Annotated in this window: 23 protein-coding genes; 19 read left to right on the top strand and 4 right to left on the bottom strand. The window is 62.2% G+C overall.

Going from position 1 to position 24075, the window contains the following annotated elements:
- Positions 1–2: 2 nt before the first annotated feature.
- The 14 genes from GPA27_RS14025 to GPA27_RS13960 all read left to right on the top strand — a co-directional run bounded on the left by GPA27_RS14025 (position 3) and on the right by GPA27_RS13960 (position 15741).
- Positions 3–578 (top strand): cupredoxin domain-containing protein, encoded by a 576-nt coding sequence (locus GPA27_RS14025; protein WP_373322762.1) that lies wholly within the window; start codon positions 3–5, stop codon positions 576–578.
- Positions 579–684: 106 nt separating this feature from the next.
- Positions 685–1038 (top strand): copper-binding protein, encoded by a 354-nt coding sequence (locus tag GPA27_RS14020; protein WP_169141237.1) that lies wholly within the window; start codon positions 685–687, stop codon positions 1036–1038.
- A 90-nt stretch (positions 1039–1128) separates the two neighbouring features.
- Complete coding sequence (locus GPA27_RS14015; RefSeq protein ID WP_169141236.1) at positions 1129–2418, top strand: TolC family protein; 1290 nt, start codon at positions 1129–1131, stop codon at positions 2416–2418.
- Positions 2415–4013 carry an efflux RND transporter periplasmic adaptor subunit gene (locus GPA27_RS14010; RefSeq protein ID WP_169141235.1) on the top strand — a complete coding sequence of 533 codons (1599 nt, stop codon included), beginning with the start codon at positions 2415–2417 and terminating at the stop codon, positions 4011–4013. Before GPA27_RS14015 ends, GPA27_RS14010 begins: the two co-directional genes overlap by 4 nt.
- Before the next feature lies 1 nt (position 4014).
- Positions 4015–7188: an efflux RND transporter permease subunit gene (locus GPA27_RS14005; protein WP_169141234.1), complete on the top strand. Its 3174-nt coding sequence runs from the start codon at positions 4015–4017 to the stop codon at positions 7186–7188.
- On the top strand, positions 7185–8528 hold the full coding sequence (locus GPA27_RS14000) for a TolC family protein (protein ID WP_169141233.1): 1344 nt from the start codon (positions 7185–7187) through the stop codon (positions 8526–8528). The genes GPA27_RS14005 and GPA27_RS14000 overlap by 4 nt, the downstream gene beginning before the upstream one ends.
- Positions 8525–9100: a hypothetical protein gene (locus GPA27_RS13995; RefSeq protein ID WP_169141232.1), complete on the top strand. Its 576-nt coding sequence runs from the start codon at positions 8525–8527 to the stop codon at positions 9098–9100. Before GPA27_RS14000 ends, GPA27_RS13995 begins: the two co-directional genes overlap by 4 nt.
- Before the next feature lie 23 nt (positions 9101–9123).
- The gene (locus GPA27_RS13990) at positions 9124–10278 is read left to right on the top strand and encodes an efflux RND transporter periplasmic adaptor subunit (RefSeq protein ID WP_169141231.1); all 1155 of its coding nucleotides are present in this window, start codon (positions 9124–9126) and stop codon (positions 10276–10278) included.
- 9 nt (positions 10279–10287) lie between these two features.
- The gene (locus GPA27_RS13985; RefSeq protein ID WP_169141230.1) at positions 10288–13407 is read left to right on the top strand and encodes an efflux RND transporter permease subunit; all 3120 of its coding nucleotides are present in this window, start codon (positions 10288–10290) and stop codon (positions 13405–13407) included.
- Between the two features lie 48 nt (positions 13408–13455).
- Complete coding sequence (locus tag GPA27_RS13980) at positions 13456–13836, top strand: hypothetical protein (RefSeq protein ID WP_169141229.1); 381 nt, start codon at positions 13456–13458, stop codon at positions 13834–13836.
- Positions 13837–13999: 163 nt separating this feature from the next.
- Entirely contained in the window at positions 14000–14281 is a 282-nt protein-coding gene (locus GPA27_RS13975) for a hypothetical protein (RefSeq protein WP_169141228.1), read from the top strand.
- Positions 14282–14435: 154 nt separating this feature from the next.
- Positions 14436–14741, top strand: a complete 306-nt coding sequence (locus GPA27_RS13970) for a hypothetical protein (protein ID WP_169141227.1) — start codon at positions 14436–14438, stop codon at positions 14739–14741.
- Between the two features lie 238 nt (positions 14742–14979).
- Entirely contained in the window at positions 14980–15189 is a 210-nt protein-coding gene (locus tag GPA27_RS13965; RefSeq protein ID WP_018992662.1) for a hypothetical protein, read from the top strand.
- Between the two features lie 195 nt (positions 15190–15384).
- Positions 15385–15741 carry an ABC transporter permease subunit gene (locus GPA27_RS13960; protein ID WP_050415490.1) on the top strand — a complete coding sequence of 119 codons (357 nt, stop codon included), beginning with the start codon at positions 15385–15387 and terminating at the stop codon, positions 15739–15741.
- Positions 15742–15793: 52 nt separating this feature from the next.
- On the opposite strand, the gene GPA27_RS13955 is transcribed toward GPA27_RS13960, so the two are convergent.
- The 4 genes from GPA27_RS13955 to GPA27_RS13940 form a co-directional block, all read right to left on the bottom strand.
- Complete coding sequence (locus tag GPA27_RS13955) at positions 15794–16405, bottom strand: hypothetical protein (RefSeq protein ID WP_256222955.1); 612 nt, start codon at positions 16403–16405, stop codon at positions 15794–15796.
- A gap of 75 nt (positions 16406–16480) precedes the next feature.
- The gene (locus GPA27_RS13950) at positions 16481–17158 is read right to left on the bottom strand and encodes a hypothetical protein (RefSeq protein WP_211164997.1); all 678 of its coding nucleotides are present in this window, start codon (positions 17156–17158) and stop codon (positions 16481–16483) included.
- A gap of 154 nt (positions 17159–17312) precedes the next feature.
- A complete protein-coding gene (petA, locus tag GPA27_RS13945) occupies positions 17313–17918 on the bottom strand; it encodes a ubiquinol-cytochrome c reductase iron-sulfur subunit (RefSeq protein WP_050415488.1) in 606 nt (201 codons plus the stop codon).
- Between the two features lie 436 nt (positions 17919–18354).
- Positions 18355–18600: a hypothetical protein gene (locus tag GPA27_RS13940; RefSeq protein WP_018992666.1), complete on the bottom strand. Its 246-nt coding sequence runs from the start codon at positions 18598–18600 to the stop codon at positions 18355–18357.
- 730 nt (positions 18601–19330) lie between these two features.
- Between GPA27_RS13940 and GPA27_RS13935 the strand changes: the two genes are divergently transcribed.
- The 5 genes from GPA27_RS13935 (at position 19331) to GPA27_RS13915 (ending at position 24072) form a co-directional block, all read left to right on the top strand.
- Complete coding sequence (locus GPA27_RS13935) at positions 19331–21691, top strand: heavy metal translocating P-type ATPase (RefSeq protein ID WP_373322761.1); 2361 nt, start codon at positions 19331–19333, stop codon at positions 21689–21691.
- A 143-nt stretch (positions 21692–21834) separates the two neighbouring features.
- Complete coding sequence (locus GPA27_RS13930) at positions 21835–22677, top strand: class I SAM-dependent methyltransferase (protein ID WP_211164995.1); 843 nt, start codon at positions 21835–21837, stop codon at positions 22675–22677.
- The gene (locus GPA27_RS13925) at positions 22674–23144 is read left to right on the top strand and encodes a hypothetical protein (protein WP_232299393.1); all 471 of its coding nucleotides are present in this window, start codon (positions 22674–22676) and stop codon (positions 23142–23144) included. The genes GPA27_RS13930 and GPA27_RS13925 overlap by 4 nt, the downstream gene beginning before the upstream one ends.
- A 14-nt stretch (positions 23145–23158) precedes the next feature.
- The gene (locus GPA27_RS13920; RefSeq protein WP_169141225.1) at positions 23159–23422 is read left to right on the top strand and encodes a DUF2933 domain-containing protein; all 264 of its coding nucleotides are present in this window, start codon (positions 23159–23161) and stop codon (positions 23420–23422) included.
- Positions 23419–24072 carry a methyltransferase family protein gene (locus tag GPA27_RS13915; RefSeq protein ID WP_169141224.1) on the top strand — a complete coding sequence of 218 codons (654 nt, stop codon included), beginning with the start codon at positions 23419–23421 and terminating at the stop codon, positions 24070–24072. Before GPA27_RS13920 ends, GPA27_RS13915 begins: the two co-directional genes overlap by 4 nt.
- Positions 24073–24075 lie beyond the last annotated feature (3 nt).

Below are 24075 nucleotides of genomic sequence, written 5' to 3'. Positions count from 1 at the left end.
TGATGCTGGACGACTGCCCAATTTTTCCCAAGCTGTATGAAATATCCAATTGTGATAATGGAGCGCCGATGCAGTCACGACGTCATTTTTTGGCTACAAGCCTGTTCGCGACAGGCTCACTCTTTGCTGGTCGCGCAGCATTGGCTCACGGAGAAGCGACGCGCTCGGGCGCCAGACCTGCGACGGTTAGTAATGAACAGAAGGACTGGGGGGTGGCCGGCGATCCGCGCGAGGCAAGTCGTACTGTCCCCATTCTAATAACGAATGGAATGCGCTTCTCGCCAGATCGCATCGAAGTACGCCTTGGAGAAACGATCCGCTTTGTTCATCGCAACGTCGATGATGTCCTTCACGAAATGGTCATCGGGACAAAGTGGGCACTCCATGAGCATGCTGAATTGATGACGAAGTTTCCTGGCATGGAGCATGACGCGCCATGGATGACTCACGTTGCCCCGGGCGGGATGAGCGAAATCATTTGGACGTTCAATCGCCCCGGGCGCTTCGAGTTCGCCTGCCTGATCCCCGGTCATTACCAAGCGGGCATGATCGGTACGATCATTGTGTCCCAAGCTTGAGCCGATTGATCCATGCAAGCTGACAAAAAAGTAATTTTCCAGTCACCTTCCGGTTCAAATCGACTCTTCATACTGAGTCTCAATTAGTCACGACGCAGGATTTGTCATGCTTACCCAACGCAATCTTCCTACCGTTGCGCTCCTCGCAGCACTCGCAATGGCCACTCCGACCTTTGCGTCGAACGGCCACGATGCCCATCATGCTGGCGCTGCCGACACCGGTAGCGAGGTCGTATCGGCGCTGTCTGACGGAACGATCAAGAAGATTGACAAGAGCACCGGCAAAATTACGATCAGCCACGGCCCGCTCGAAAATCTCGCCATGCCGGCAATGACGATGGTTTTCCGTGCCGCCGATTCATCCATGCTCGAGCAGGTCAGAATAGGCGACAAGGTCCGCTTCAGGGCCGAGCGCGTTGACGGCGTGTTCACTGTCACAAAGCTTGAAGCCGCAAACTGACGCCAGCGTCACCGGGAGGGATGTAGTCCCGGACGCCGTGGGCACCTGTCATTCACGATTGTATCGGCCTCTATTTTCAAGTCGTTTCGGATGAAAACGCATATTCTCGGCCTCCGGTCCTTGCATAGAGTCGTAGGCATTACCGTGCTCGCCGCCAGTCTGAGTGCAGGCGCCGCACACGCCCAAAACCCCTCCTTGGGTGCCGATGTGGTTGGTCTGATAGAACAGGCCCGCCTCAACAACCCGGCATTCGCGGTCGATCGCGCCGAAGCTGCCGCGGCCCGGGAACGGGTTGAACCGGCGGGCGCACTGCCCGATCCGACCGTTCAGATTGAACTCATGGACTTCACTAACACGATGCGTGGGGGCTCGACGACACTTATTCCGGGCGAAGTTGGGGAAACGCGCTATCGCATCATCCAGTCATTACCGGGCTGGGGTAAGCGCGAACTAGCAGCGAACGCGGCAAGTGCGCGTGCCGATCAGGCCGATGCGAACCGCGACGCAGCATGGCGCAATCTTGCTGCAGAGATCAAGATTGCGTGGCTGCGTTACTACGCGGCCGATCGCGAGGCCGCACTGAACCGTGACGGACTCGCATTGCTGCAGAGCCTTGAGGAAATCACGCTGTCGCGCTACCGACTCGGCCTGCTGCCGCAGCAGGCGGTATTGCGTGCGCAGCGTGAGATCACCTCTCAACGTCTTGCGCTTGTGGGCATCGAACAGCGGCGCCGCGGTATGGCCTCGGCACTGAACGCATTGCTCGGACGTGCGCCGGGCAATGAACTTGCATTGCCCCAGGATCCCGCGCCATTGCCACAGACGCTCATCCTTACGGACCTTGTCGAGCGCGCCCGTGCGACTAACCCAATGATTGCCGCCGAGGATCGCGGTATCGAGGCGGCGCGGATCGAGCGCGATCGAACTTGGCGGGACCGATACCCGGACTTCAGTTTCGGCCTGACCAACAACCAACCTCGCGGCGGTGATCAATCCTGGGATGTGATGTTTGAGGTGATGATCCCGCTGCAGCAGTCTGCTCGTCGAGCGCGCGAACGTGAGGCGACGCTGATGGTCACTGCCGCGGACGCAAAGCGCGCCGCGGCCGAGTCGAAGCTGCTGGGCGAGCTTGGCAGTGCCTACGCGACGTACGCGAGCGGCCGCGAAACGCTGCAACTTTTGCGCGGGACGCTCATGCCGCAAGCTGAGGCGACACGGGATGCAACGCGCGCCGCATTCGCGACGGGGCGTGTCGACTTCGATACCGTGCTCGAAGCCGAGCGCCAACTCGTCGATACGCGCATGGCGATGCTGCAGGCCGACGTTGACACTCGGATGGCGCTTGCTGAACTTGAAAAACTTGCAGGAGATATGCCTTGAAGCCCGGCGTACAACTTTCCTTGGCTGCTGTGGCGGTCGCGCTCGCGTTAGGCGCAGGTTACTGGGCGGGCAATCGCGCCGATAGACAGGGTCCGGTAACGGGTAGCCACGTGGTCGGGGCGGGTGACGCCGCGCCAGCAGGTGGTACGCCATCGAGTGCAGCTGGCGAACGCAAGGTCCTCTACTACCGTAATCCAATGGGTCTGCCCGACACCTCGCCCGTGCCGAAGAAGGACTCAATGGGCATGAACTACATCCCGGTGTATGCCGACGATAAGCCTGACGATAGCGGGGTGGTCGTCGTGAGCCCCGCCCGCGTGCAGACTCTCGGCGTCAAAACGGCGGTCGCCGAAATGCGCGTCGTCGATGCGGTTGTACGTGCGGCCGGACGTGTCGAGCTCAACGAACGCGCGATCGTGGATGTCACGCCGCGTTTCGAAGGCTGGATCGAGCGCCTGTATGTGAACGCCGTCGGAGATCCGGTGCGTCGCGGGCAGCCGCTCTTCACGATCTACAGCCCGGAACTGCAATCGGCTGGCGAGGAGCTACGCATCGCCGAGCGACTGCAGCGCGACAGCGCGGCCACCGATACAGTCGCTGCCGACGCTGCGCGTCGGCTCGCCGATGCGACGCGGGCGCGCCTGCGCAACTGGGACATCGCCGCGCCCGCGAGTGGCGAGACGCCGCAGCGCCAGACTTTCCATTCACCGACGAACGGCGTCGTGCTTGAGAAAAAGGCGGTACAGGGCACCCGCTTCATGCCCGGCGACGCGGTCTATCGCATCGCCGACCTGTCGAAGGTCTGGATCATCGCCGACATCTACGAGCGCGACCTCGCCCGCATCCAGGTTGGCCAGTTGGCGTCGGTCACGCTCGACGCCTTCCCGGACCGCCGCTTCGAGGCGAAGGTCGGCTATCTCTACCCAACACTAAATACTGAAACGCGCAGCACACAAGTCCGCCTCGAGCTTGACAACCGCGACGGCCTGCTGCGCCCGGGGATGTTCGCGCACGTTGACCTCGCGTTCGGCGCGGCGACCCAGCGAGTAACCGTGCCGACTTCAGCGGTGATCGACGACGGCAAGCGCCAGGTCGTGCTGCTCGCGCTCGACGAAGGACGCTTCAAGCCGCAACCGGTGCGCATCGGCCAGCGCGGCAAGGAATACGTCGAAGTAACGGACGGCGTCCAGGCGGGCGATCGTGTTGTCGTGTCGGCGAATTTCCTGATCGACTCCGAAAGTCAGCTCAAGGCCGCTTTGTCGAACCTGACCGATGCCACGGCGGCAGAGGGTGGGGGATCGTCCGCAGCTGCGCAGATCTACCGCGGGGAAGGTACCTTCGACGCGCTCGATGACGCTGCCGGCACCGTGTCATTGACGCATGGCGACATTCCCGCTCTGCAGTGGCCAGCGATGACGATGGACTTCGGAATCGCATCGAAGGATCTCGTTGCCGGAGTTGCGCCAGGCACAAAGGTGCGCTTCGAGTTCATACAGCGCGCGCCTGGCGAATTCGTCGTCACCCGAATTGAGAAATCTGCACCGGCGGCCGGTGGCGAGCCCGTGGCACCGGCCCCAGCGCACGGAGGGCACTAACATGCTCGGCCGGCTGATCGACTGGTCTTCCCGCAACATCTTCCTGATTTTGCTCGGGACACTGTTCCTGATTGGTGGCGGCGTCTACGCGGTGAAAAATACGCCGCTCGACGCGCTGCCGGATTTGTCGGACGTTCAGGTCATCGTATTCACCGACTTCCCCGGCCAGGCGCCGCAAGTCGTCGAGGACCAGGTGACTTACCCGCTTACGACCTCGATGCTCGCGGTGCCGCGCGCGAAGGTCGTGCGCGGCTTCTCGATGTTCGGCGCGTCGTATGTCTACGTGATCTTTGAGGACGGCACCGACATCTACTGGGCGCGCTCGCGCGTCCTCGAATACCTCAGTACCGTTGCCGGCCGTCTACCCGCCGGCGTGGCGCCACAGATCGGCCCGGATGCGACCGGTGTCGGCTGGGTCTATCAGTACGCGATAACCGGCAAGAATCTGTCGCTCGCCGAGACGCGCAGCTTGCAGGACTGGTATGTGCGCTACCAACTGACGAAGGCCGGCGGCGTGTCCGAAGTCGCGAGCATCGGCGGTTTCGTGCGCGAATATCAGGTCACCGTTGATCCCCACCGGCTTGCAACCTTTGGCCTCGCGCTTGACGAGGTCAGCAAGGTGATCCGCGATTCGAACCGCGACGTCGGTGGGCGTGTCATCGAGATGGCTGAAAAGGAATTCATGATCCGCGGCCGCGGTTACCTGCGGGGCGTGCAGGATATCGAGGCCCTTGTGCTGAAGAGCGTAGGCGGCACACCGGTTCGCATCGCTGACGTCGCCCGCGTCGAACTCGTTCCGGCCGAGCGCCGGGGCATCGCCGAGCTCAACGGCGAAGGCGAAGTCGCCTCGGGCATCGTCATGGCGCGCTTTGGTCAGAACGCGCTCGACGTGATCGCCAACGTCAAGGCGAAGATCGCCGAGATCACGCCCGGGCTGCCCGAGGGGGCCGAGATTGTCCCCGTCTATGATCGCTCGACGCTGATCGAGCGCGCGATCGCGAACCTGAAATGGACGCTGCTCGAGGAAAGCCTGATCGTCGCCGCGGTCTGCGTGATCTTCCTTCTGCATGTTCGCAGTGCGCTCGTTGCCATCATCACACTACCGCTTGGCATCTTGATCGCATTCATCGCGATGCGCTCGCTCAATCTGGGCTCAAATATCATGAGCCTCGGTGGCATCGCGATTGCGATCGGTGCGATGGTTGACGCCGCGATTGTCATGATCGAAAACGCCCACAAACGCATAGAGCACCTCCCCGAGGGAGCGACGCAGACGCAGCGCAGTGAGGCAATTATCCGTGCCTGCAAGGAAGTCGGCCCGGCACTGTTCTTCTCGCTCCTGATCATCACCGTTTCCTTCCTGCCCGTGTTTACGCTCGAAGGCCAGGAAGGCCGTATGTTCTCGCCGCTCGCGTTCACGAAGACCTTCGCGATGGCCGGCGCGGCACTGTTGTCCGTGACGCTCGTGCCAGTGTTGATGCTGTTCTTCGTGCGCGGCCGCATCCTGCCGGAGGCGAAGAATCCGGTGAACCGGGTGCTGATCTGGCTCTATCGTCCGATCATCGCCTGGGTGATGCGCCACAAGATCCTCACGATCGTGGCCGCACTGGTGACGATGGCGGCAACTGTTTTTCCGGCGCGACAACTCGGCTCGGAGTTCATGCCGACACTCAACGAAGGCACGCTGTTCTACATGCCTGCGGCACTGCCTGGAATGTCGGTGACCGAAGCGGGTCGCCTGCTCGCGACGACGAACCGCATCATCAAGACCTTCCCCGAAGTCGAGTCTGTGTATGGCAAGGCCGGGCGTGCGCTGTCGGCGACCGACCCGGCGCCGCTCGAGATGTTCGAGACGGTCGTCAACCTCAAACCGCAAGCCGAGTGGCGCCCCGGCATGACGACCGACAAGCTGATCGCCGAGATGGACGCCGCGCTGAAATTTCCCGGCGTCGCGAACTCGTGGACGATGCCGATCAAGGCGCGCCTCGACATGCTGTCAACCGGGATCCGCACCCCGATCGGCGTCAAGGTGTTCGGCAAGGATCTGGACACCATCGAGAAGGTTGCGAAGGCGATTGAGGCGGCGGTCAGGAACGTCCCGGGTGCGAGTAGCGCGTACGCCGAGCGCGTTACCGGCGGCTATTACGTCGACATCGTGCCACGGCGCGATCAACTCGCGCGCTACGGCCTGTCGGTCGGGGCCGTGCAGGAAGTTGTCGCAACCGCGCTGGGCGGCGATATGGTGACGACGGCGGTCGAGGGCCTCGAGCGATACAACGTCAGCGTGCGGTATCCGCGCGATCTGCGTGATGACCCGCAACGCATTGCCGCCGAAGTGTATGTGCCGACCATGAGCGGACCGATTCCCCTCGGCCAACTCGCGGAGATCCGGCTCACGCGCGGTTCGCCTGGCATTCGAACCGAAAATGCGCTGCTGGCTGCCTATGTCTATGTGGACACCCGTGATGCCGACCTTGGTGCGTTCGTCAAACGTGCACAGCAAGCGGTCGCCGAGCAAGTCACATTCCCGCCTGGCTATTACGCCACCTGGAGTGGTCAGTTCGAGTACATGGAGCGAGCGAAGGAGAAGATGAAGATTGTGCTGCCGCTGACAATCGCCCTCATCTTCGTGCTTCTGTATCTCAATTTCCGACGTCTCACTGAAACATTGATCGTGATGCTGTCGGTTCCGTTCGCTCTCATTGGCGGCGTGTGGCTGATGTGGTGGCTAAATTATCAGATCAGTGTGGCGGTCGCGGTTGGGTTCATAGCGCTGGCCGGTGTCGCTGCTGAGACAGGGGTGATCATGCTGATCTATCTCGACCATGCATGGGAGGCGATCAAGGCGAAGCGTGTTGCCGACGGCCAAGAGCCATCAGTCGCAGACCTCTATGAGGCCATCATGGAAGGCGCCGTCGAGCGTGTGCGGCCAAAGATGATGACTGTCGTTGCCATCATGGCTGGTCTGCTGCCAATCATGTGGAGTAGCGGCACCGGGTCCGAGGTCATGAGCCGCATTGCAGCGCCGATGGTCGGGGGGATGATTTCGTCGACCGTGCTGACCCTCGGCGTGATCCCGGCGCTCTATGCGTTGGTCAAACAGTGGCAACTGAGACGAGGCCGCGAAGTGCGGCCCGCGTCGGATGCCCCAGCCCCCGTCGCCGCGAACATATGAGCAGCAAGAATACACAGGTTACCCGCGCCAGACGGGTAAACAGCGCCGTGCCGTCACTGCATACTGCCGCCCGGACAGTCGCCGAGATGTTGTCGATGACTTTTCGGCGGACACTCTCGATGCGCCGCATCGTGCTGCTCGGGCTCGCAGTCTCATGTCCCGCCGCAGCCCAGCAGGCCGCTCTTCACGCGTCAGGAGAGGCCGGTACGCAGAGCATCCGGCACGCTGTCGAAGCGGCATGGCAGCGTAGTGCAGACGGTCGCGCAGCGGCCGCCCGGCGCGACGAAGCGGTTGCTCGGCGCGATGCTGCAACGAGTTGGACGCCCGAACCGCCCACCTTCACGCTGTCTCAGCGCAGTGACCGCCTCCACCGCAATGACGGCCAGCACGAGGTCGAGGCGGAGTTGGAGATGCCGTTGTGGATGCCCGGGACACGTGCTGCCGCCTCGGCACTTGCAGACGCGCAAGGCGATGAACTGGAAGCGCGTTTGGCGCTGGCCCGACTGAAACTCGCCGGCGAAGTGCGTGAAGCCGTGTGGTCATTGCGGCTTGCGCAGAACGATCTGGACGCGAACCAGCGCCGCGTCGCCGAGGCCGAAGTACTCGCCGCCGATGTGCAGCGTCGGGTCGTGGCCGGCGACCTCGCCCGCATCGATGCCAACACTGCGCAGGCTGCAGTGCAGCAGGCCCGCGCGGCAATGGCCGAAGCACAGGCCCGCCTGCTGCGCGAGCAGAGGCTCTATTCGGCATTGACGGGCCTTCCCCAACCACCCGTGGATCGCGAAGCGGATGCGGTGGCAGGCGAACTCGACAGTCATCCGGCCCTGATCGCACGACGCCGTGCTGCCGAACTGGCGCGGGCACACCTCCACCAAGCCAGCACGGCAACTCGCGACGCACCTGAGCTCATCCTCGGAGTGACCAGCGAACGCGGGGAGTTCGGTGAACGCTATACAAACACAACGACGATCGGCATCCGTGTGCCCTTTGGCACCGATGCACGCAATCGCCCGCAGATCAGCGCTGCGAATGCGGAACTCATCGACGCGGAGACTACATTCGCGCTCGAGCGCGAACGCCTCCGCGCAGAGCTCGATGCCACCCGCGACGAATTTTACCAAGCTCGTCGCGTCGAGTCCTTTGCCGCCGAACGTGCTCGCCTTGCGGCAGACAGCCGGCAACTGGTTGTGAAGGCTTTCGACCTCGGCCAAGTGGATCTGCCGACCCGTCTGCGTGCGGAGAACGAATATTTCGATGCTGAACTTTCGCTAAGCCGTGCGCGTAGCGAAGCCGGCCGAGCCGCTTCCCGACTCCAACAAGCCAACGGACTGTTGCCATGAACCCCGATTCACGTTCCATACCATCAGTTGTCCGCCGGCTTCTGCTGCTATTGATGTTTATTTTTGCTGCTCCGGCATTTTCTGGCCCAGGGCATGACGGTGGCCACGAGGAGGAGGGGGGGCAGCCTGCTGCGGTGGATTCGGTAGAACCGCGGTTCGAGGCGCACTCCGACCTTTTCGAAGTCGTCGGCATCCTAAATAGTGGTGCATTGGTGCTGTCGCTGGACACTTACGCGACGAACGAGCCTGTCTCGGGCGCGCAGGTCGAACTCGAATCAGGAGCCTACAAGGCCACGGGGGAGTTCGACTCGGATCGGGGGCTCTACCGCTTCGCCGACGTGCCATTCAGTGCGACCGGGACCTATCCGGTGACGCTGACCATTACCGCGGGCAACGAGGTGGATTTGCTCGCCGCCGATCTCATCGTGCGCCCGGCCTCGGCTGCGTCCGCGTCCGCGTCCGTCATGAACGGTACGCCTAGTTCGGGCAGCTGGCTGTGGTGGGGTGTGGGGGGGGTAGGTGCTATTGCTGCACTCACCTTCGGTCTGCGTCGCCGCCGTGCGGTGGCCTGAGAAACGCTCACGGAAACTGATCCATGAAGAAGTCTTCCCACTTGCGGTTGTGCCGCACGCTACCCCGTGTTCGCTCCGCCCTGCTGATTATCCTGCTCGTCAGCGGCGTTTCCGGTACAGCGTTTGGCGACGCCGGACATGACCACGGTAATGAACCGCCTGTTGTCGCCAACCCGAACGCGCCCAAGCGCCTGCCAGACGGTTCCGTTTTCTTGCCCAAGTTGTCGCAGCGTCAACTTGGGGTGCGTACTGTGCTCGCCGAATCGCAATCCCTGCCGCAGACTTGGCAGTGGGTCGGTAAGGTTGTGATGGATCCCAACGCAGGCGGCAAGGTTCAGCCCACGATCGACGGCCGTATCGAGGCCGGCCCGCGCGGCTTGCCGGTGCTCGGTCAGGCGGTGCGGAAGGGAGAGGTGCTGGCACGTGTCAGCCCCATCGCGAATCCGATCGAACGTGCCGAACAGAACGCCCAAGCTGCCGAATTGCGTGCGAATTTGGAGATTGCCAAGAAGCAGCTCACCCGCCTACAGGAATTGGAAGGTAGCGTGCCACGCAAGGAAATCGAGGCTGCACAGGCCGAGGTACGTAGCCTCGGAGAGCGCCTCGCCGCGGTCGCTGGCAGCCTGAGCACCGCCGAGGCCCTCGTCGCCCCCGTGTCGGGCGTCATCGCCACAAGCAGCGTCGTCGCTGGTCAGGTCGTCGAGGCTCGCGAAGTGCTGTTCGAGATCGTTGATCCCGCGCGTTTGCAGGTCGAGGCTATCGCGCACGATGCCGCACAGGCGCAAGGCGTGGCCCAGGCCTCGGCCTCCGTGGATGGCGGCCGGACCGCCTTCCCCCTGGCATGGGTGGGTGCCAGCCGCGCGCTGCGCGAACAGAGTCTGCCGGTGCTGTTCCGGACGGTCGAAGGCAAGGCGCCACCGCTCGCCGTCGGGCAACCGCTGCAGGTCGTGGTGCAGACGCGCGAGCAGATCACCGGCATCCCCATTCCCGCTGCCGCGCTGGTCAAGAATCCAGCCAACCAGGAGATCGTCTGGGTGCACACCTCGGCCGAACGCTTCGCGCCGCGCACCGTGCGCTACCGCCCGCTCGATGGCGCGACCGTCACGGTCACCGACGGCCTTACCGCTGGCGACCGGGTGGTCGTCCAGGGGGCGCCGCTGGTCAACCAGGTGCGCTGAGGACGATTCATGTTCGATTGGCTTGTCAATCAGTCCCTACGTAACCGCCTGCTGGTGCTCGCGCTTGCCACCGTGATGATGCTCTACGGTGGTCTGACGCTCACCCGCACGCCGGTCGACGTCTTCCCCGACCTCAATCGCCCGCAAGTCACGCTGCAGATCGAGGCCGGCGGCATGGCCCCCGAAGAGGTCGAGCAACTCATCACGATCCCGCTCGAAGTGTCGATGAGCGGCCTGCCGGGTGTGAGTTCCGTACGCTCAGTCTCCTCCGTTGGCCTCGCTTTCGTGTATGTGAGCTTCGACTGGGGCGTCGACGTCTACCGTGCCCGCCAAATCGTCAATGAGCGTTTCACCACCGTTCGCGACCAACTGCCCCAAGGCATCGAACACGCCGCAATGGGGCCGATCAGCTCGATCATGGGCGAGATCCTGCTGATCGCGATTCCGATCGACCCCGCGAAGATCGACCCGATGGCTACGCGCGAATACGCCGATTTCGTGTTACGCCCGCGGCTGCTGTCGGTCCCCGGTGTCGCCCAGGTGATCCCGATTGGCGGTGAAGTGCGTCAGTACCAGGTGCAGCCGAACACTGCACGCATGGCTGCGCTGGGTGTTACGGTGGATGACATCGCCGGCGCACTGAAGGGCTTCTCGGCGAATACCAGCGGTGGCTTCCTCGAACTCAATGCGCGCGAATACCTCATCCGTCACATCGGCCACACAACGCGCCTTGCGGACCTCGAGCGTCTGCCGGTCGGGTCCCGCGACGGGCGCAGCATCCTGCTCAAGCAAGTCGCGTCGGTTACCTTCGCTCCGGCGATCAAGCGTGGCGACGCGGGTTTCAATGGCGAGCCGGCGGTAATCCTCTCGGTCCAGAAGCAGCCCGACGCCGACACCGTGAAGCTCACGCGGGAGATTGAATCGGCGCTTGGCGAGCTGAAGAAATCCCTGCCTGCAGGCATGGAAGAACCGCGCGTGACCTTCCGGCAGGCGAATTTCATTGAGTCATCAATCGGAAACCTCAAGGGCAAGCTTATTGCTGCGTCGACAATCGTTGCAGTGGTGCTCTACCTCTTCCTCGCCAACCTGCGTACAACGCTGATCTCGCTCGTTGCAATTCCGGCGTCGATTCTGACGACCGTGTTGGTGTTCCGCTACTTCGGCATGTCGATCAACACGATGACGCTGGGCGGCCTGGCGATCGCGATCGGCGAACTGGTCGACGACGCCGTTGTCGGTGTCGAAAACGTCCTGCGGCGCCTAAAACAGGAACGCCAGCGCGGCGCCGAGGGCCATTCGCGCCTAAGTCCGCTGGAAGTGATTGGAAAGGCAACGCTGGAGGTGCGCTCCGCAATCGTCTACGCGACCTTCATTATCGTGCTGGTATTCGTGCCCCTTTTCGCGCTGCCTGGTATCGAAGGGCGGCTTTTCCTGCCCCTTGGCGTTGCGTACATCACCTCGATTCTCGCCTCGATGTTGGTATCCGTAACGCTGACCCCCGTAATGGCGTTTTACCTTCTGCCGCGTATGAAGAGCCTCGGGCACGGCGACCCCAAACTCGTTCAGTGGCTCAAGGCGCGTTACGCGGCCACCCTCGCCTGGTGCTTCGAGCATGCCCGCATGTTGCTCGCCGCCGCGGCGGTCGCAATTGCTGCCGCGCTGGCGCTGGTGCCTTTCTTCCCGACCACGTTCCTGCCGCCCTTCAATGAAGGCACCGTGCTCGTCGGTCTGCGTCTGAACCCTGGCACCACGCTCACCGAGTCGGTGCGCATCGCGACACAGGCCGAGCAATTGATCCGGCAGGTACCCGAGGTTGTGCACGTCGGGCGCCGCTCGGGCCGCGCCGAGATGGATGAGCATGCCGAAGGCGTGCATTCCTCGGAACTGGACATCCAGCTTCGCCCAAGCGAACGACCGCTCGACGCAGTGTATGCAGACATCCGTGCGCGGCTGGTGAGTCTGCCGGCAGCAATCGGCATCGGCCAGCCGATCAGCCACCGCATCGATCACCTGCTCTCCGGGGTGCGCGCACAGATCGCGATCAAGATCTTCGGTGATGACCTCGACACCCTGCGCGCCCAGGCCGACGCACTGCGCGGTCGCCTTGCAGGTATCGAGGGATTGGCCGACCTCGAGATTGAAAAGCAGGTGCTCACGCCGCAGATCAAGGTGCGCGTCGATTTCGACGCGGCCGAAACCTACGGCCTGCCGCCCTCGAAGCTGCTCGAGGAATTGAAGATGCTGGTCGATGGCGAGCGCATCACCCAGGTCATCGAAGGTAACCGCCGCTTCAACCTGGTGCTGCGCCTGCCCGACGCCGCGCGCTCGGTCGACGGCCTCGCCAACGTCCTCATCGACACGCCGAGCGGTCGCGTTCCGCTCTCGAAACTTGCGCGCATCGACGACTCCGATGGTCCGAATCAGATCAGCCGCGACGACGGCAAGCGTCGCATCGTTCTCTCCGCTAACGCATCGCAGCGCCCGCTCTCGGACGTTATCGCCGACATCCGAACGGTAATCGCTGATACGCCGTTACCGGAAGGCTACTTCATCGACTTGGGCGGCCAGTTCGAGGCGCAGGAGGAGTCCAGCCGCCTGATCGGCCTGCTGTCGCTGGTGTCAGCTGCGATGGTTTTCCTCGTGCTCTACAGCCGCTACAAGAGCACCGCGCTCGCGCTGATGATCATGGCCAACATCCCACTCGCGCTGGTCGGCTCGGTGATCGGCCTGTGGCTTTCCGGCCAGCCGCTGTCGGTCGCGGCGCTGATCGGCTTCATCACGCTCGCGGGTATCTCCACGCGCAACGGCATCCTCAAGGTCAGTCATTACATCAACCTGTGCGCATTCGAGGAAGAAAAATTCGATCAGAAGATGCTGATCCGCGGTTCGCTTGAGCGCCTGACCCCGGTGCTCATGACCGCGCTGGTCGCAGCCTTCGCACTCGCGCCGCTGCTCTTCGAGGCCGAGCAACCGGGCACCGAAATCCTGCACCCGGTCGCGGTGGTGATCTTTTCGGGTCTGATCAGCTCAACGCTCCTCGATACCTTCCTCACGCCAGCAATTGTCTGGCTCTTCGGGCGCACGCCAATTGAACGGCTGGTCGAAGATTCTGGCAAAGACGCCTTCTGACCCTCATCCTCTCTAGCCTCGCTCACACCTAATCTCAAGGAGACATACGTGAAAGCACTACAAACCCTTGTCGCTGTCGCGGCCATTCTCAGCGCCTCGGCTGTGTTCGCCGGAGCCGGTCATGACCTGAGGCCGAAGCACGGCGGCGTCGCCGCCGAAGCTGGTGGTGTGGTCTTTGAACTCGTCGCCACATCTGACGCGCTTACCCTACATGTCGATGACCACGGCCAGAAAATCGACACCGCAGGTGCCTCCGGGAAGGTCACGTTACTCGCCGGTGCGGACAAGAAGGAGGCAATTCTGAGCCCGGCCGGCGATAACAAGCTCGAAGCAAAGGGGGCTTACAAACTGGCTTCCGGGACCAAGGCGGTCGCAGTGGTTACGCTGCCTGGCAAATCGCCTGCGACGGCAAGGTTCGCGATTAAGTAAGCAGAATTGCGTGCGAAGCAGGCTGAATTAATAACGCATATGTAATCCGCTCGCCATGTTCATGACAGGTGGCGGCGGGTAGTCTGTGTTCTCGAAACCGGAGTGGCAGGAGCGCGGTAGACGTCTCTTGTCACAGGATTGACTTGTCCCTCAGGGGGGTGGCATGACATTCAAGACTTTATTGTTCTCCAGCTTACTTGCTGCTACCGCAACGATGGCCATTGGTGCAGAGCATTCCGTGGATCCGCAGCCCAACGCTGCGGCTGAACAGACGAAAAGCGAAAGCGACGGGAACCAGGCTCCGCAACCGAAGACGCGGCATGACCATACCGCTGAGCGAGTGGGCGTTACAGCCAATACGCCGGCAGATCCTGTGTCCGACAAGTCCACAGCGCCGCGAAGCCAACAGACAAAGCAGCACGATCATATGCGTGATATGAAGTAGCGTGTGCCCCCGATCAATCTGCACGGGACGTACTCGAACACTGAAGCGTCACACTGCCCTTGGCCCTCACTTTGCCTGTGACTGCCTAGACGATCGGGTTGAGGACGGCGGCGCGTTGAGTCTTCATGACGTTGAATAGCGATAGGAGGACAAAGTGAACGACAAGGATTTGCAAGCGCATACGAATCACTTGCGGGAAACCTACCAGGCACAGCTCGATCTGTCGCGCTCCTGTTGTGATCTTGGTTTGAAATGCTGCAAGGGATTCGCTGACTTGAGCACGGATGCCACGAATGGTGCGCTTGCTCTCGCGGAAGCCGGTCGTGAATTGTTCCTTGACAACGGCCTGTCGAAATACATTGCGGAGAGCACCGAAATCGGCATGTCTCTGTGGTCCGCTTGGTGGTCAACTGGAGTAGAAATCCAAAAGGGCATCATTAACAGCCTGTCGAAGCAGTAAGTGAGGGCGTGAGACGCGATCACGTTTAAGGCGCGGCATCTCGAAAGTGAGGCGCGACTAGAAAACGTGCCGCGTCACAGTCACCTATGCTTGCAGCGCAACCGTTTTCCGACCGAGCCCCGGCGTGGTGGCCACGTGGGCCTGCGCAGCGAATTCAGTCGGGCTTGTCGACTTCCACCTCACGTAGCCGAAGTGCATGGGTGGTGGGGGTGTCGGATTCGAACTCCGGAACGCGATCATGTATGTGCTCGAGGGCGACAAGAGCGCGGCCTCGCGCGAGTTGTTGAGCCGGTTCACCGCGCCTTATTACCTGCTGCACGGCACGGACGGAAAACTCGGAACTGGCATCCGGCTCCTAGACTGCGGCGATATGATGATCACGATGGACGTTCCAACCGACTTCGAGAAGTCGCTGCTGCGCGGCAAACCGGCCGCCGTACATCCATAGGCGGATACCACCAATTCGTCGCTCGTCCTGCTTTCTGCGGCCTATGCAGTGCATATAACAGGCCAGTTCGGAACGGCACTCGCGCTCGCTTGTCTGGGCGCGGGGACCCTTGAGACGCTGCCGGTCATTCGTGAGGAGCAGTGTGCCTGGTTCAACCCGAATCAAAACTCTGGTTTTTCCCATCTCGAACTGCTGATGATGGCGACGCTTCTGCTGTCGTGCGGGACGGTTGCGCGCGAGAAGGAACGCGGGACCATCGAGCAGCTGCTGCTGGTTTCGCCGCTCACGCCGCTGCAGATCCTGGTGCCCAAGGTGCTCGCGATGACGCTCGTCGTTCTGGCCGGGTCGATGATGAGCGTCTTCGCCGTCCTCGGGCCCGTCTTTCACGTGCTGATCAAGGGTAGCCTGACGCTGTTCTTTGCGCTGACGGCGTTGTCCGGCTTCACGTCGTCGCGACTGGAGCACTTCATCGCCACCGTGCCTCGGACCCTGCTTCTGGGCGGGGCGGTATTCTGCGTCGGCGTCTGGCGCATCCGGCGGCAATTCGAGTAGGGGGCTGCGCAAGTTGGTCGAAATGCTTCATCGCCCCCCCACCTTGTCTCAATCAGAAAATGAACCAGACGTAGCCGAAGAGCAGGTTGTTGTCCGATGCGTCGCGGCCGAAGCCGTTGTAGTTGCTGCGGGCACCGTTGAAGCGCGAATACGAGGTGTATCGCAGCCCGAGCTTCAGGTTCTGTGTGTCCTTGAGCGGCAGGTAGTTGAGTTCAGCGATCCAGCCGCGGTTGTCAGGACTGCCGCTCGCGCTGCCCATGGCGCTCGGGTCGTCGGCCATGCCGTACTTCAGCATGTCGCGGTCGCCCTGCGTGTCGAAGTAGCCCACGCCGAGACCGACGCGGCGCTGCCAGTAGTAATGAACATTGGCCTTGAAGGTCCGCAGCTTGTCGGATGCGTTGGAGGCCATGCCCATCGGGAAGCTTGCGTCCCAATCGCGCGTCTCGCGCATCCACGTGGCGTCGGCGGTGAAGGTGTGAACGGCGCCAATATACTGGTACTGGGCTTCCAGGGCCACGTCGCGAAAGCGATCGGTCGGGCCGCTTGGTTCATCTTCATCAGGGAAGATGTTCACAATGATTCCCTTGATGCCGGCGGCAAAGCTCTGATTGCCCATTTCACGGTTGAACATCAGATGCCAGTATGGGGCATAGCCGTCGACCACCGTTTCGGTCGGCACTCCCGCGCTGAATGGACGCAGCACCCCCTTCCTGGCCGTGCGATAGACGCCAATTTCGCCTTACAGGATGTTGTCCCAGAAGCCATACAGCCCCAGCCCGGCCGCTTGGCCGGCGAGGGCCATGTCGAGCGCCGGTGCGACCTCCGGCATGATGCCGGCGTCCTCGAGATGAGGGAAAGACCACATCGGGGCGCTGTTCCAGACGTCCTGTACGCCGGGTGAGTTGTTGAGCGTCACGCCGAAGAGCAGCTCCTTGTTCCTCAGCATTGTGCTGCTCGCATAGCGGATGTCGGCCATCTCGATCGCCCAGCGCCGCTCGATACCGTCATAGCCGTACTGGACGAAGGCTCCGGACGAGTCGGTGATCTTGCCCGCGTAGTAGACCGCCGCCGTCTGCAGGATCGTCTCGCCGGCGCGTGGGAAGTCCTCCGACGGATCGGACGCGCGGGAGTCGCGGATCGAGCTGTGCGAGCCGATCAGCGAGCCCGACAGCGGCAGGTTGAACGGGAATTTGTTGTCGTCGAGCTGGTTACCCAGGCTGTAGCCGCGCAGCTTGAACTGCCGACCGAACGCCGTAAGCTCGGGGAAGACAGTATGGCACGACGCGCATGGCTGTCCAGTCTGGCGCCCGAAGCTCGGCACCGCCTGTGCCGGGGCGCTCAACAGCAGGAACAACAGCGCCGCGGCTGCCGCCTGCATCATGGCCTGAATAAGGCTTGCGGTTCTTGACTTGTTCACGATTCCCCCTCTTTTTCTTGCGAGTAGTGAGCGGTATTGCTCGGGCCAGCGGATTCGATTACGACACCCCCTCGGTGCGATCGCCCGTGTTGATGCCCTGCCTCCCGTGCCAAGGATGGGCGAGCGCGCCCATCGATCCCATGTGTGTCTGCGGTCATGCGCCCGAATCGTCTTGGCCGATCAGCAATTGCGTATCGGACAGGTACTTGTGCTTCGGGATGACCAAGTTCGATGGGGCCGGCACATGCTTGAATACCCGGCCCGCGAGATCGAACTTGGAGCCGTGGCAAGGACAGTAATACCCGCCGGGCCAGGTCTGACCGAGGTCTCGCGGCGATAATTCCGGGCGGAAGGTTGGAACGCAGCCCAGATGCGTACAAAGGCCGATGGCGACGAAAACGTCGGGCTTGATCGAGCGCGTCGCGTTCTGGCAATAGGGTGGCTGTTGCAGCCGCTGCGAGGCGGGGTCGAGCAATAACTCATAGATACGTTCGAGCCCTTCGATCATGTCGGGCGTGCGCCGCAAAATCCATATCGGCTGGCCGCGCCATTCGACGGTGGTCATCTCGCCGTCGCCAAGTTTCGCGATGTTCGCTTCCACTGGCGCGCCGAGGGCCCGCGCTCGGTCGCTCGGCGTCAGACTGACGATGAATGGAACCGCACCCGCCGCCACCGCGGCACCTCCCGCTGCCGAAGTGGCGACCAGCAAGCGGCGGCGCTGTGGGTCGGGGGGCGTGTCAGTGTCGTGCTCTGATCGCATCGTCTCATCTCCCGTTCACTACGCAGCGAACCACTCTACGGTTGGCTGTTCGCGAAACATGCCCACCTGCCAAGCGAAGCCGTCGTTCTTGCGCGTGGGCAAAGGCCGTCCTGAACGGACTCTTCTATGTGACTACATCATGAAACGGTCGAGCTGACGGTGGAGTGACGACAAGGTTACGTTTCCGTCAGCTGCGCGCCATCAATTACACAAGCTTGCAAAAATGTCCGCGGCATGTACGGTTGGAATGGCTGAATTACAACTAGCATATAGAAGCAGTCGTAAGCACGACAAAGGCAGGTAGAACACCGCCGCAATCAAAGACCAGGACGCGAAGACCAATGTGCCGCGATTTGCCCTCCACGCCGTATGCACATGCGATGGAGTGATGCACATGCGGCCATGCGTTATCTCTCAAATGGCAGTGAGGCGCCCGCTACTCCTCGTGAACGAGGACTGCCTTGATTGCGGGGTCGATCGGCCCAACGTCGTGCCATTTTCCGCTGGTGTCGTGCGTCGCGGGCTTGTTGCACATGCCATGGTCGCAATCGACGATCCAGCGCTTCTGAAGCACGCGGGAGCAGAAGCGGTAGTTCACCGCGCCGGGGGGTAAGCCGACGGCAGCGGCGAGCAGACGGCAGACGCAAAGGTGACCGTGGGTCACTGACGATTTTGATTCCATCGAACACCTCTTATCGGTACTTTTTTTCCGACGCACCACAGCCAGTCACGAAGTTTGCGAAGCGCGTTTCGGTGGATGCGGATTTCTTCTCACGCCAGCGCAGGTCTTGGAGTTGCTCGCTGCAATTGACTCTTTGCTCGTCCTCGCCGGCGGGTGGCGGGCGGTAGAATCTGGATAATCCACTCGGGAAATCGACATTCATATGGCAAGCGATTTTTCGGCTTGCCGCACCGCGCTTCGGCCAACGCGGGAAACAGTCATGCAACGGCTCAAATTGTAGGAGTCGGATCTTAACGCGGCAATGAAGACAGCATTACATCGCAGTTATCTAATTGTAATTTGCGACACTGATCCACGCGCAACGGTGCAGTAGCGTCTGAAGGCCTCGTCGTTCGCGAACCAAAGCGCGGCTTCTGCGCGCTGTATGGTTGCAGGATTACAGAGTTGTAATTGAAGCGTCATGCGCGGGACAGCATGGGCGGGGTAAGCTACAACTCCATCGGATCCAGGGGCGATGGCAATGATCCGACAGGGAGTTTGTAGCCGGCTCGATGGTTCGTCGTGGTGGACTGCAGTGCAGTCAAGACGTCACTCGCTGTACCGAACCGGTTGCGTTCGTTCAGAACAGTCTGGAGTCTGATCGATCAACATTGCGATGCATGGCCGGCTACGCGCTGTGCGCGCCCACCGCGTCGGACGCGCCGTGCCCCACTCTAGGGAGAATGCCGCCTTGCGACACGATCATCCCCCCCAAAAAGCCTTGGCCTTGCACGATCATTACGATTCCGATAATCCGCGCGATGACGTAGCGACCAAGGATCCAGTGTGCGGCATGACCGTCAAACCGGATTCTCCACATCATGCGAGCCACAATGGTCACGTCTATCACTTCTGCAGCGCAAAGTGTCACGACAAATTCAAGGTGGAGCCGGAGCGTTATCTGAAACCGGCACCGGCAATGCACGTTAGAGCGACGCCGGACGTCGCGGCAGACACTGAATACACCTGCCCGATGCACCCCGAAATCCGCCAGATGGACCCGGGCACATGCCCGAAATGCGGTATGACGCTCGAACCGGTGCTTCCCGGCGAAGACGAGGGCGACAATCCGGAGCTGACGGAATTTCGCCACCGCTTCTGGTGGACGCTGCCGCTGACAGTCATCGTGACTGTGGTCGCGATGTCGGGCGGCATGTTCGATCCGCTGCTCGGACCGGCGCGGTCGTGGGTCGAAATGGCGCTCGCGACGCCGGTCGTGCTGTGGTCCGGCTGGCCGTTCTTCGTTCGTGGCGTGCAGTCGATCCGCAACCGCAGCCCGAACATGTGGACCCTGATCGGCCTCGGAACCGGCGCCGCTTACGTCTATAGCGTGATCGCAACCGTCGCACCCGACGTGTTTCCGCCGTCGTTCCGGATCGGAGAGCACGTCGCGGTGTATTTCGAAGCTGCCGCGGTGATCATCTCGCTGACGCTACTCGGCCAGGTCCTCGAACTTAAGGCCCGTTCGGAGACCGGCGCGGCGATTAAGGCGCTGCTCGGGCTCGCGCCGAAGACGGCGCGCCGGATCCGCGAAGACGGCAGCGAGGAGGACATCCCCCTGACCCACGTCCATCCGGGCGACCGCTTGCGCGTGCGTCCAGGCGAGAAGGTGCCGGTCGACGGTGCTGTCGAGGAAGGGTCGAGCGCGGTCGACGAGTCGATGCTGACCGGCGAACCGATCCCGGTGACGAAGCGGCCCGGTGACAAGCTGATCGGCGCGACGCTCAACGCCAGCGGCGCGCTCGTCATGGTCGCGGAGAAGATCGGCTCGCAGACCGTGCTGTCGCAGATCGTGCAGATGGTCGCCCAGGCGCAGCGCTCGCGCGCGCCGATGCAGCGGATGGCCGACCGCGTCGCGGGCTGGTTCGTCGTCGGCGTCGTCGCGATCGCGCTGCTGACGCTGTTCGTCTGGGGCCTCTTCGGGCCGCAGCCGAGTTGGGCGTACGGGCTCATCAACGCGGTCGCCGTGCTGATCATCGCCTGCCCGTGCGCGCTCGGGCTCGCGACACCAATGTCGGTGATGGTCGCGACGGGCAAGGCCGCGACGCACGGCGTGCTGTTCCGCGATGCCGCCGCGATCGAATCGATGCGCCAGGTCGATACGCTGATCGTCGACAAGACCGGCACTCTGACCGAAGGCAAACCCGCGTTCCACGGCCTCGCCGCGGCGCCTGGCTGGACCGAGGCCGAAGTCCTGCGCGTCGCCGCGAGCCTCGACCAGGGCAGCGAACACCCGCTCGCGCATGCAATCGTCGCCGAGGCGAAAAAGCGCGCTCTCGGCCTTAGCACCGCAGGCACCTTCGAATCCTCGTCCGGCATCGGCGTGCGCGGCACGATCGACGGACAGGCCGTCGCACTCGGCAACACCGCGCTGATGGAAGACGAAGGCGTCGACTGGCGGCCGCTCGAGGCACGGGCCGAGGCGTTGCGGCAGGAAGGCGCAAGCGTGATGCTCCTCGCGGTCGCGGGCAGGATCGCCGGACTGCTCGCCGTCTCCGACCCAATCAAGGCGTCGACGGCCGAAGCGCTCGAAGGGCTGCGCGCGACCGGCCTGCGCATCATCATGGCGACCGGCGACGGCCTCACGACCGCGCGCGCGATCGGCCGACAGCTAGGCATCGACGAGTTGCACGGCGAGGTCAAGCCGAAGGACAAGGACGACCTCGTCGCGAAGCTGCAGGCCGAAGGCCGCATCGTCGCGATGGCGGGCGACGGCATCAACGATGCGCCCGCGCTCGCGCGCGCGAATGTCGGCATCGCGATGGGCACCGGCACCGACGTCGCGATGAACAGCGCGCACCTTACGCTCGTCAAGGGCGACCTGCGCGGCATCGCCACCGCGCGCGCGCTGTCCGTAGCAACGGTGCGCAACATGCACCAGAACCTCACGTTCGCGTTCCTGTATAACGCGCTCGGCGTGCCGATCGCGGCTGGCGTGCTATACCCGTTCCTGGGTCTTCTGTTGTCGCCGCTCATCGCGGCGCTGGCGATGAGTCTCAGTTCGGCCTCCGTGGTCGGGAATGCACTAAGACTCCGCACCACAACACTCTGACGCGTTGACATAGAACGCTTAACAGGGGGTAGGGAAACGATGTCCTCGCATATAACGCGGTCAACATCCCGAGACATGCTCGTCCCCTAAAAAGTATTCTCGCCCTAGCCAAAGCAGCGCTGTCCTCGCTATCGGAGATTGCCATGAGCCGACGATCAATCGACAACTGGATGTGGATCTGTCCTGCCTTGGCGATCGGGGTGGCAGCAGTCGTCGTGTCGCTGTGGGGACTCACGTGGCCAAGTGCGACTCTTGTCGCCGTTCTGCTCGCCTGCCCGGGAGTGCTGGTATGGGGCGGCCTGCAGTTGCGCCAGTCAGGCGCCTTTCCCCTTGGCCCGCCCCCCCGCACGGCGGGAATGACTATGGGCTGGGCCGCACCGATCTACGACTGGTACTTCCCCAAACTCGGCCTCGGCAAAGCCTTTCGGATGGAGACGCTGCGCCATGCCGCACTACAGGCAGGCGAGCACGTGCTGGAAGTCGGCTGCGGCACGGGCGTTCTGACCCGGCTCGCCGCAGAAGCGATCGGGGCGTCGGGCGAGGCAATCGGCATTGACGCGGCACCGGCCATGATCGTCGTCGCCCGTGAGAATGCCGCCCGCGCAGGTAGTCGTGCGAGCTTCCAGCTTGCGGCCATCGAAACGCTGCCATTTCCCGACGCCACCTTCGACGTGGTGCTGGCGAGCGCGATGTTGCATCACCTGCCGCCGGAAGCGAAGGAAGCCGGGCTCAAGAGCGTGCGCCGCGTCCTGAAGCCCTCGGGACGTCTTGTCATTGCCGACCTCGACCGGCCGGCGAACCCGCTGTGGTGGTGGCTGCTCTGGCCCTTGTTGGCCATGCCAATGACCGCCGGAAACCTGCGCGGCGAGATTCCCGCTTTTCTGCAGCGAAACGGGTTCGGCTCTGTCCAAATGCAGGGGCGTTGGATGCAGTTGCTAGCGTTCTGGGTGGCACGTTCAGGCTCAACGCAAGGAGAAGGATCATGAAAAAAGAGTACCCACTATTGATTCGGTGCTGGATGGCTGCGCTCGTCATGCTGGTCACGTCGGCGTTCGCCCATGCGGTCGAATCGGGGCAGCACATGACGGTGCAAGGGATAGAAGTCTATTACGGGCTCATGCCGGCACAGGTGGCAGGCAAGCATCCGGCACCTCATGAAGAACGCGCCATGCATGGCGGAGTTCCAAGCAAGAAGGATGCATACCATCTAGTCGTCGCGCTCATCGATACGGCTGGGCAACGCATCACCGAGGCCGACGTGCGGGCGAGCGTCGCTGAACTAGGCATGGCGGGTACGCACAAGCGGCTTGAGCCCATGCACATCGACGACGCGCTGAGCTTCGGCGCTTACTTCATCCTGTCCGGTGATGGACCATACCGAATCGCTATCGAGGTTCGACGGCCCGGGATAGCACAGCCGATCGAAGCACTTTTCGAATACCGCCGACGCTAACCGAGAGCTATGACATGTCAGAGCAACATGATAGGGAACATCCGGTCCACAGACGCGGGGGGGCTGACTCACGGGTGAAATGGGTATTCTTCGGCTTTCTCGCGCTGGCCGCGTTTTTTCTCTTCACTGAACACCGCGCTCATCTCCTCGGCATCCTGCCGTGGCTTTTCCTGTTGGCCTGTCCGTTGATGCACATCTTCATGCACGGCGGACACGGTGGGCATGGTGGGCACAATCAGGGGGACACACAGAATAAAACGGAAGGAGATGAGAAATGACCGACACGCCTTCCTACGGCCTATGGTCGCTGGTCATCATCAACTCAATCTTTTTCATCGCGTTTGCGTTCAGCTTCGCAAGGCCCCGCAGCACGCGCGATTGGCGTTCGCTCGGCGCTTACTCCGCCTTCATCGTTGCCTTGTTCACGGAGATGTACGGGTTTCCGCTCACAATCTACGTGCTGTCCGGTTGGCTATCCTCGCGCTTTCCGGGTGTTGATTTCCTCGCTCATGATTCGGGCCACCTGCTCGAAGTCATGTTCGGTTGGCGATCTAACCCGCATTTTGGCCCGTTTCATCTCCTTAGCACGGTGTTCATCGTCGGCGGTTTCTGGTTGCTTTCAAAAGCTTGGCCGGTGCTCTATCGCGCACAGCGTGAGCATCGCGTGGCGGACACCGGTCCCTATGCAAGAATTCGGCATCCTCAGTATGTTGCCTTCGTCCTCGTGATGTTTGGATTCCTGTTGCAGTGGCCCACCTTGATCACGTTGGCGCTGTTTCCCGTGTTGCTTATCGTGTACGCGCGCCTGGCGCACCAAGAAGAACGTGACGTACTCGTTGAATTTGGCGAAGCCTACGTGCAGTACCGGGAACGCACGCCGGCATTCATCCCCGTCATGGGTCGGCAACCGCCCGATGCAACCGAGTGATGG

This window comes from Aromatoleum toluolicum, assembly GCF_012911005.2.
GTDB lineage: Bacteria > Pseudomonadota > Gammaproteobacteria > Burkholderiales > Rhodocyclaceae > Aromatoleum > Aromatoleum toluolicum.
The sequence above is the reverse complement of the archived record's forward strand: the minus strand, read 5'-3'. Positions and strand labels throughout refer to the sequence as shown.

Coding starts and splice junctions, on each gene's coding strand:
- GPA27_RS14025 (WP_373322762.1), top strand. CDS start 3: ATGCTGGACGACTGCCCAATTTTTCCCAAGCTGTATGAAATATCCAAT.
- GPA27_RS14020 (WP_169141237.1), top strand. CDS start 685: ATGCTTACCCAACGCAATCTTCCTACCGTTGCGCTCCTCGCAGCACTC.
- GPA27_RS14015 (WP_169141236.1), top strand. CDS start 1,129: ATGAAAACGCATATTCTCGGCCTCCGGTCCTTGCATAGAGTCGTAGGC.
- GPA27_RS14005 (WP_169141234.1), top strand. CDS start 4,015: ATGCTCGGCCGGCTGATCGACTGGTCTTCCCGCAACATCTTCCTGATT.
- GPA27_RS14000 (WP_169141233.1), top strand. CDS start 7,185: ATGAGCAGCAAGAATACACAGGTTACCCGCGCCAGACGGGTAAACAGC.
- GPA27_RS13995 (WP_169141232.1), top strand. CDS start 8,525: ATGAACCCCGATTCACGTTCCATACCATCAGTTGTCCGCCGGCTTCTG.
- GPA27_RS13990 (WP_169141231.1), top strand. CDS start 9,124: ATGAAGAAGTCTTCCCACTTGCGGTTGTGCCGCACGCTACCCCGTGTT.
- GPA27_RS13985 (WP_169141230.1), top strand. CDS start 10,288: ATGTTCGATTGGCTTGTCAATCAGTCCCTACGTAACCGCCTGCTGGTG.
- GPA27_RS13975 (WP_169141228.1), top strand. CDS start 14,000: ATGACATTCAAGACTTTATTGTTCTCCAGCTTACTTGCTGCTACCGCA.
- GPA27_RS13965 (WP_018992662.1), top strand. CDS start 14,980: ATGTATGTGCTCGAGGGCGACAAGAGCGCGGCCTCGCGCGAGTTGTTG.
- GPA27_RS13960 (WP_050415490.1), top strand. CDS start 15,385: ATGATGGCGACGCTTCTGCTGTCGTGCGGGACGGTTGCGCGCGAGAAG.
- petA (WP_050415488.1), bottom strand. CDS start 17,918: ATGCGATCAGAGCACGACACTGACACGCCCCCCGACCCACAGCGCCGC.
- GPA27_RS13940 (WP_018992666.1), bottom strand. CDS start 18,600: ATGGAATCAAAATCGTCAGTGACCCACGGTCACCTTTGCGTCTGCCGT.
- GPA27_RS13930 (WP_211164995.1), top strand. CDS start 21,835: ATGAGCCGACGATCAATCGACAACTGGATGTGGATCTGTCCTGCCTTG.
- GPA27_RS13925 (WP_232299393.1), top strand. CDS start 22,674: ATGAAAAAAGAGTACCCACTATTGATTCGGTGCTGGATGGCTGCGCTC.
- GPA27_RS13920 (WP_169141225.1), top strand. CDS start 23,159: ATGTCAGAGCAACATGATAGGGAACATCCGGTCCACAGACGCGGGGGG.
- GPA27_RS13915 (WP_169141224.1), top strand. CDS start 23,419: ATGACCGACACGCCTTCCTACGGCCTATGGTCGCTGGTCATCATCAAC.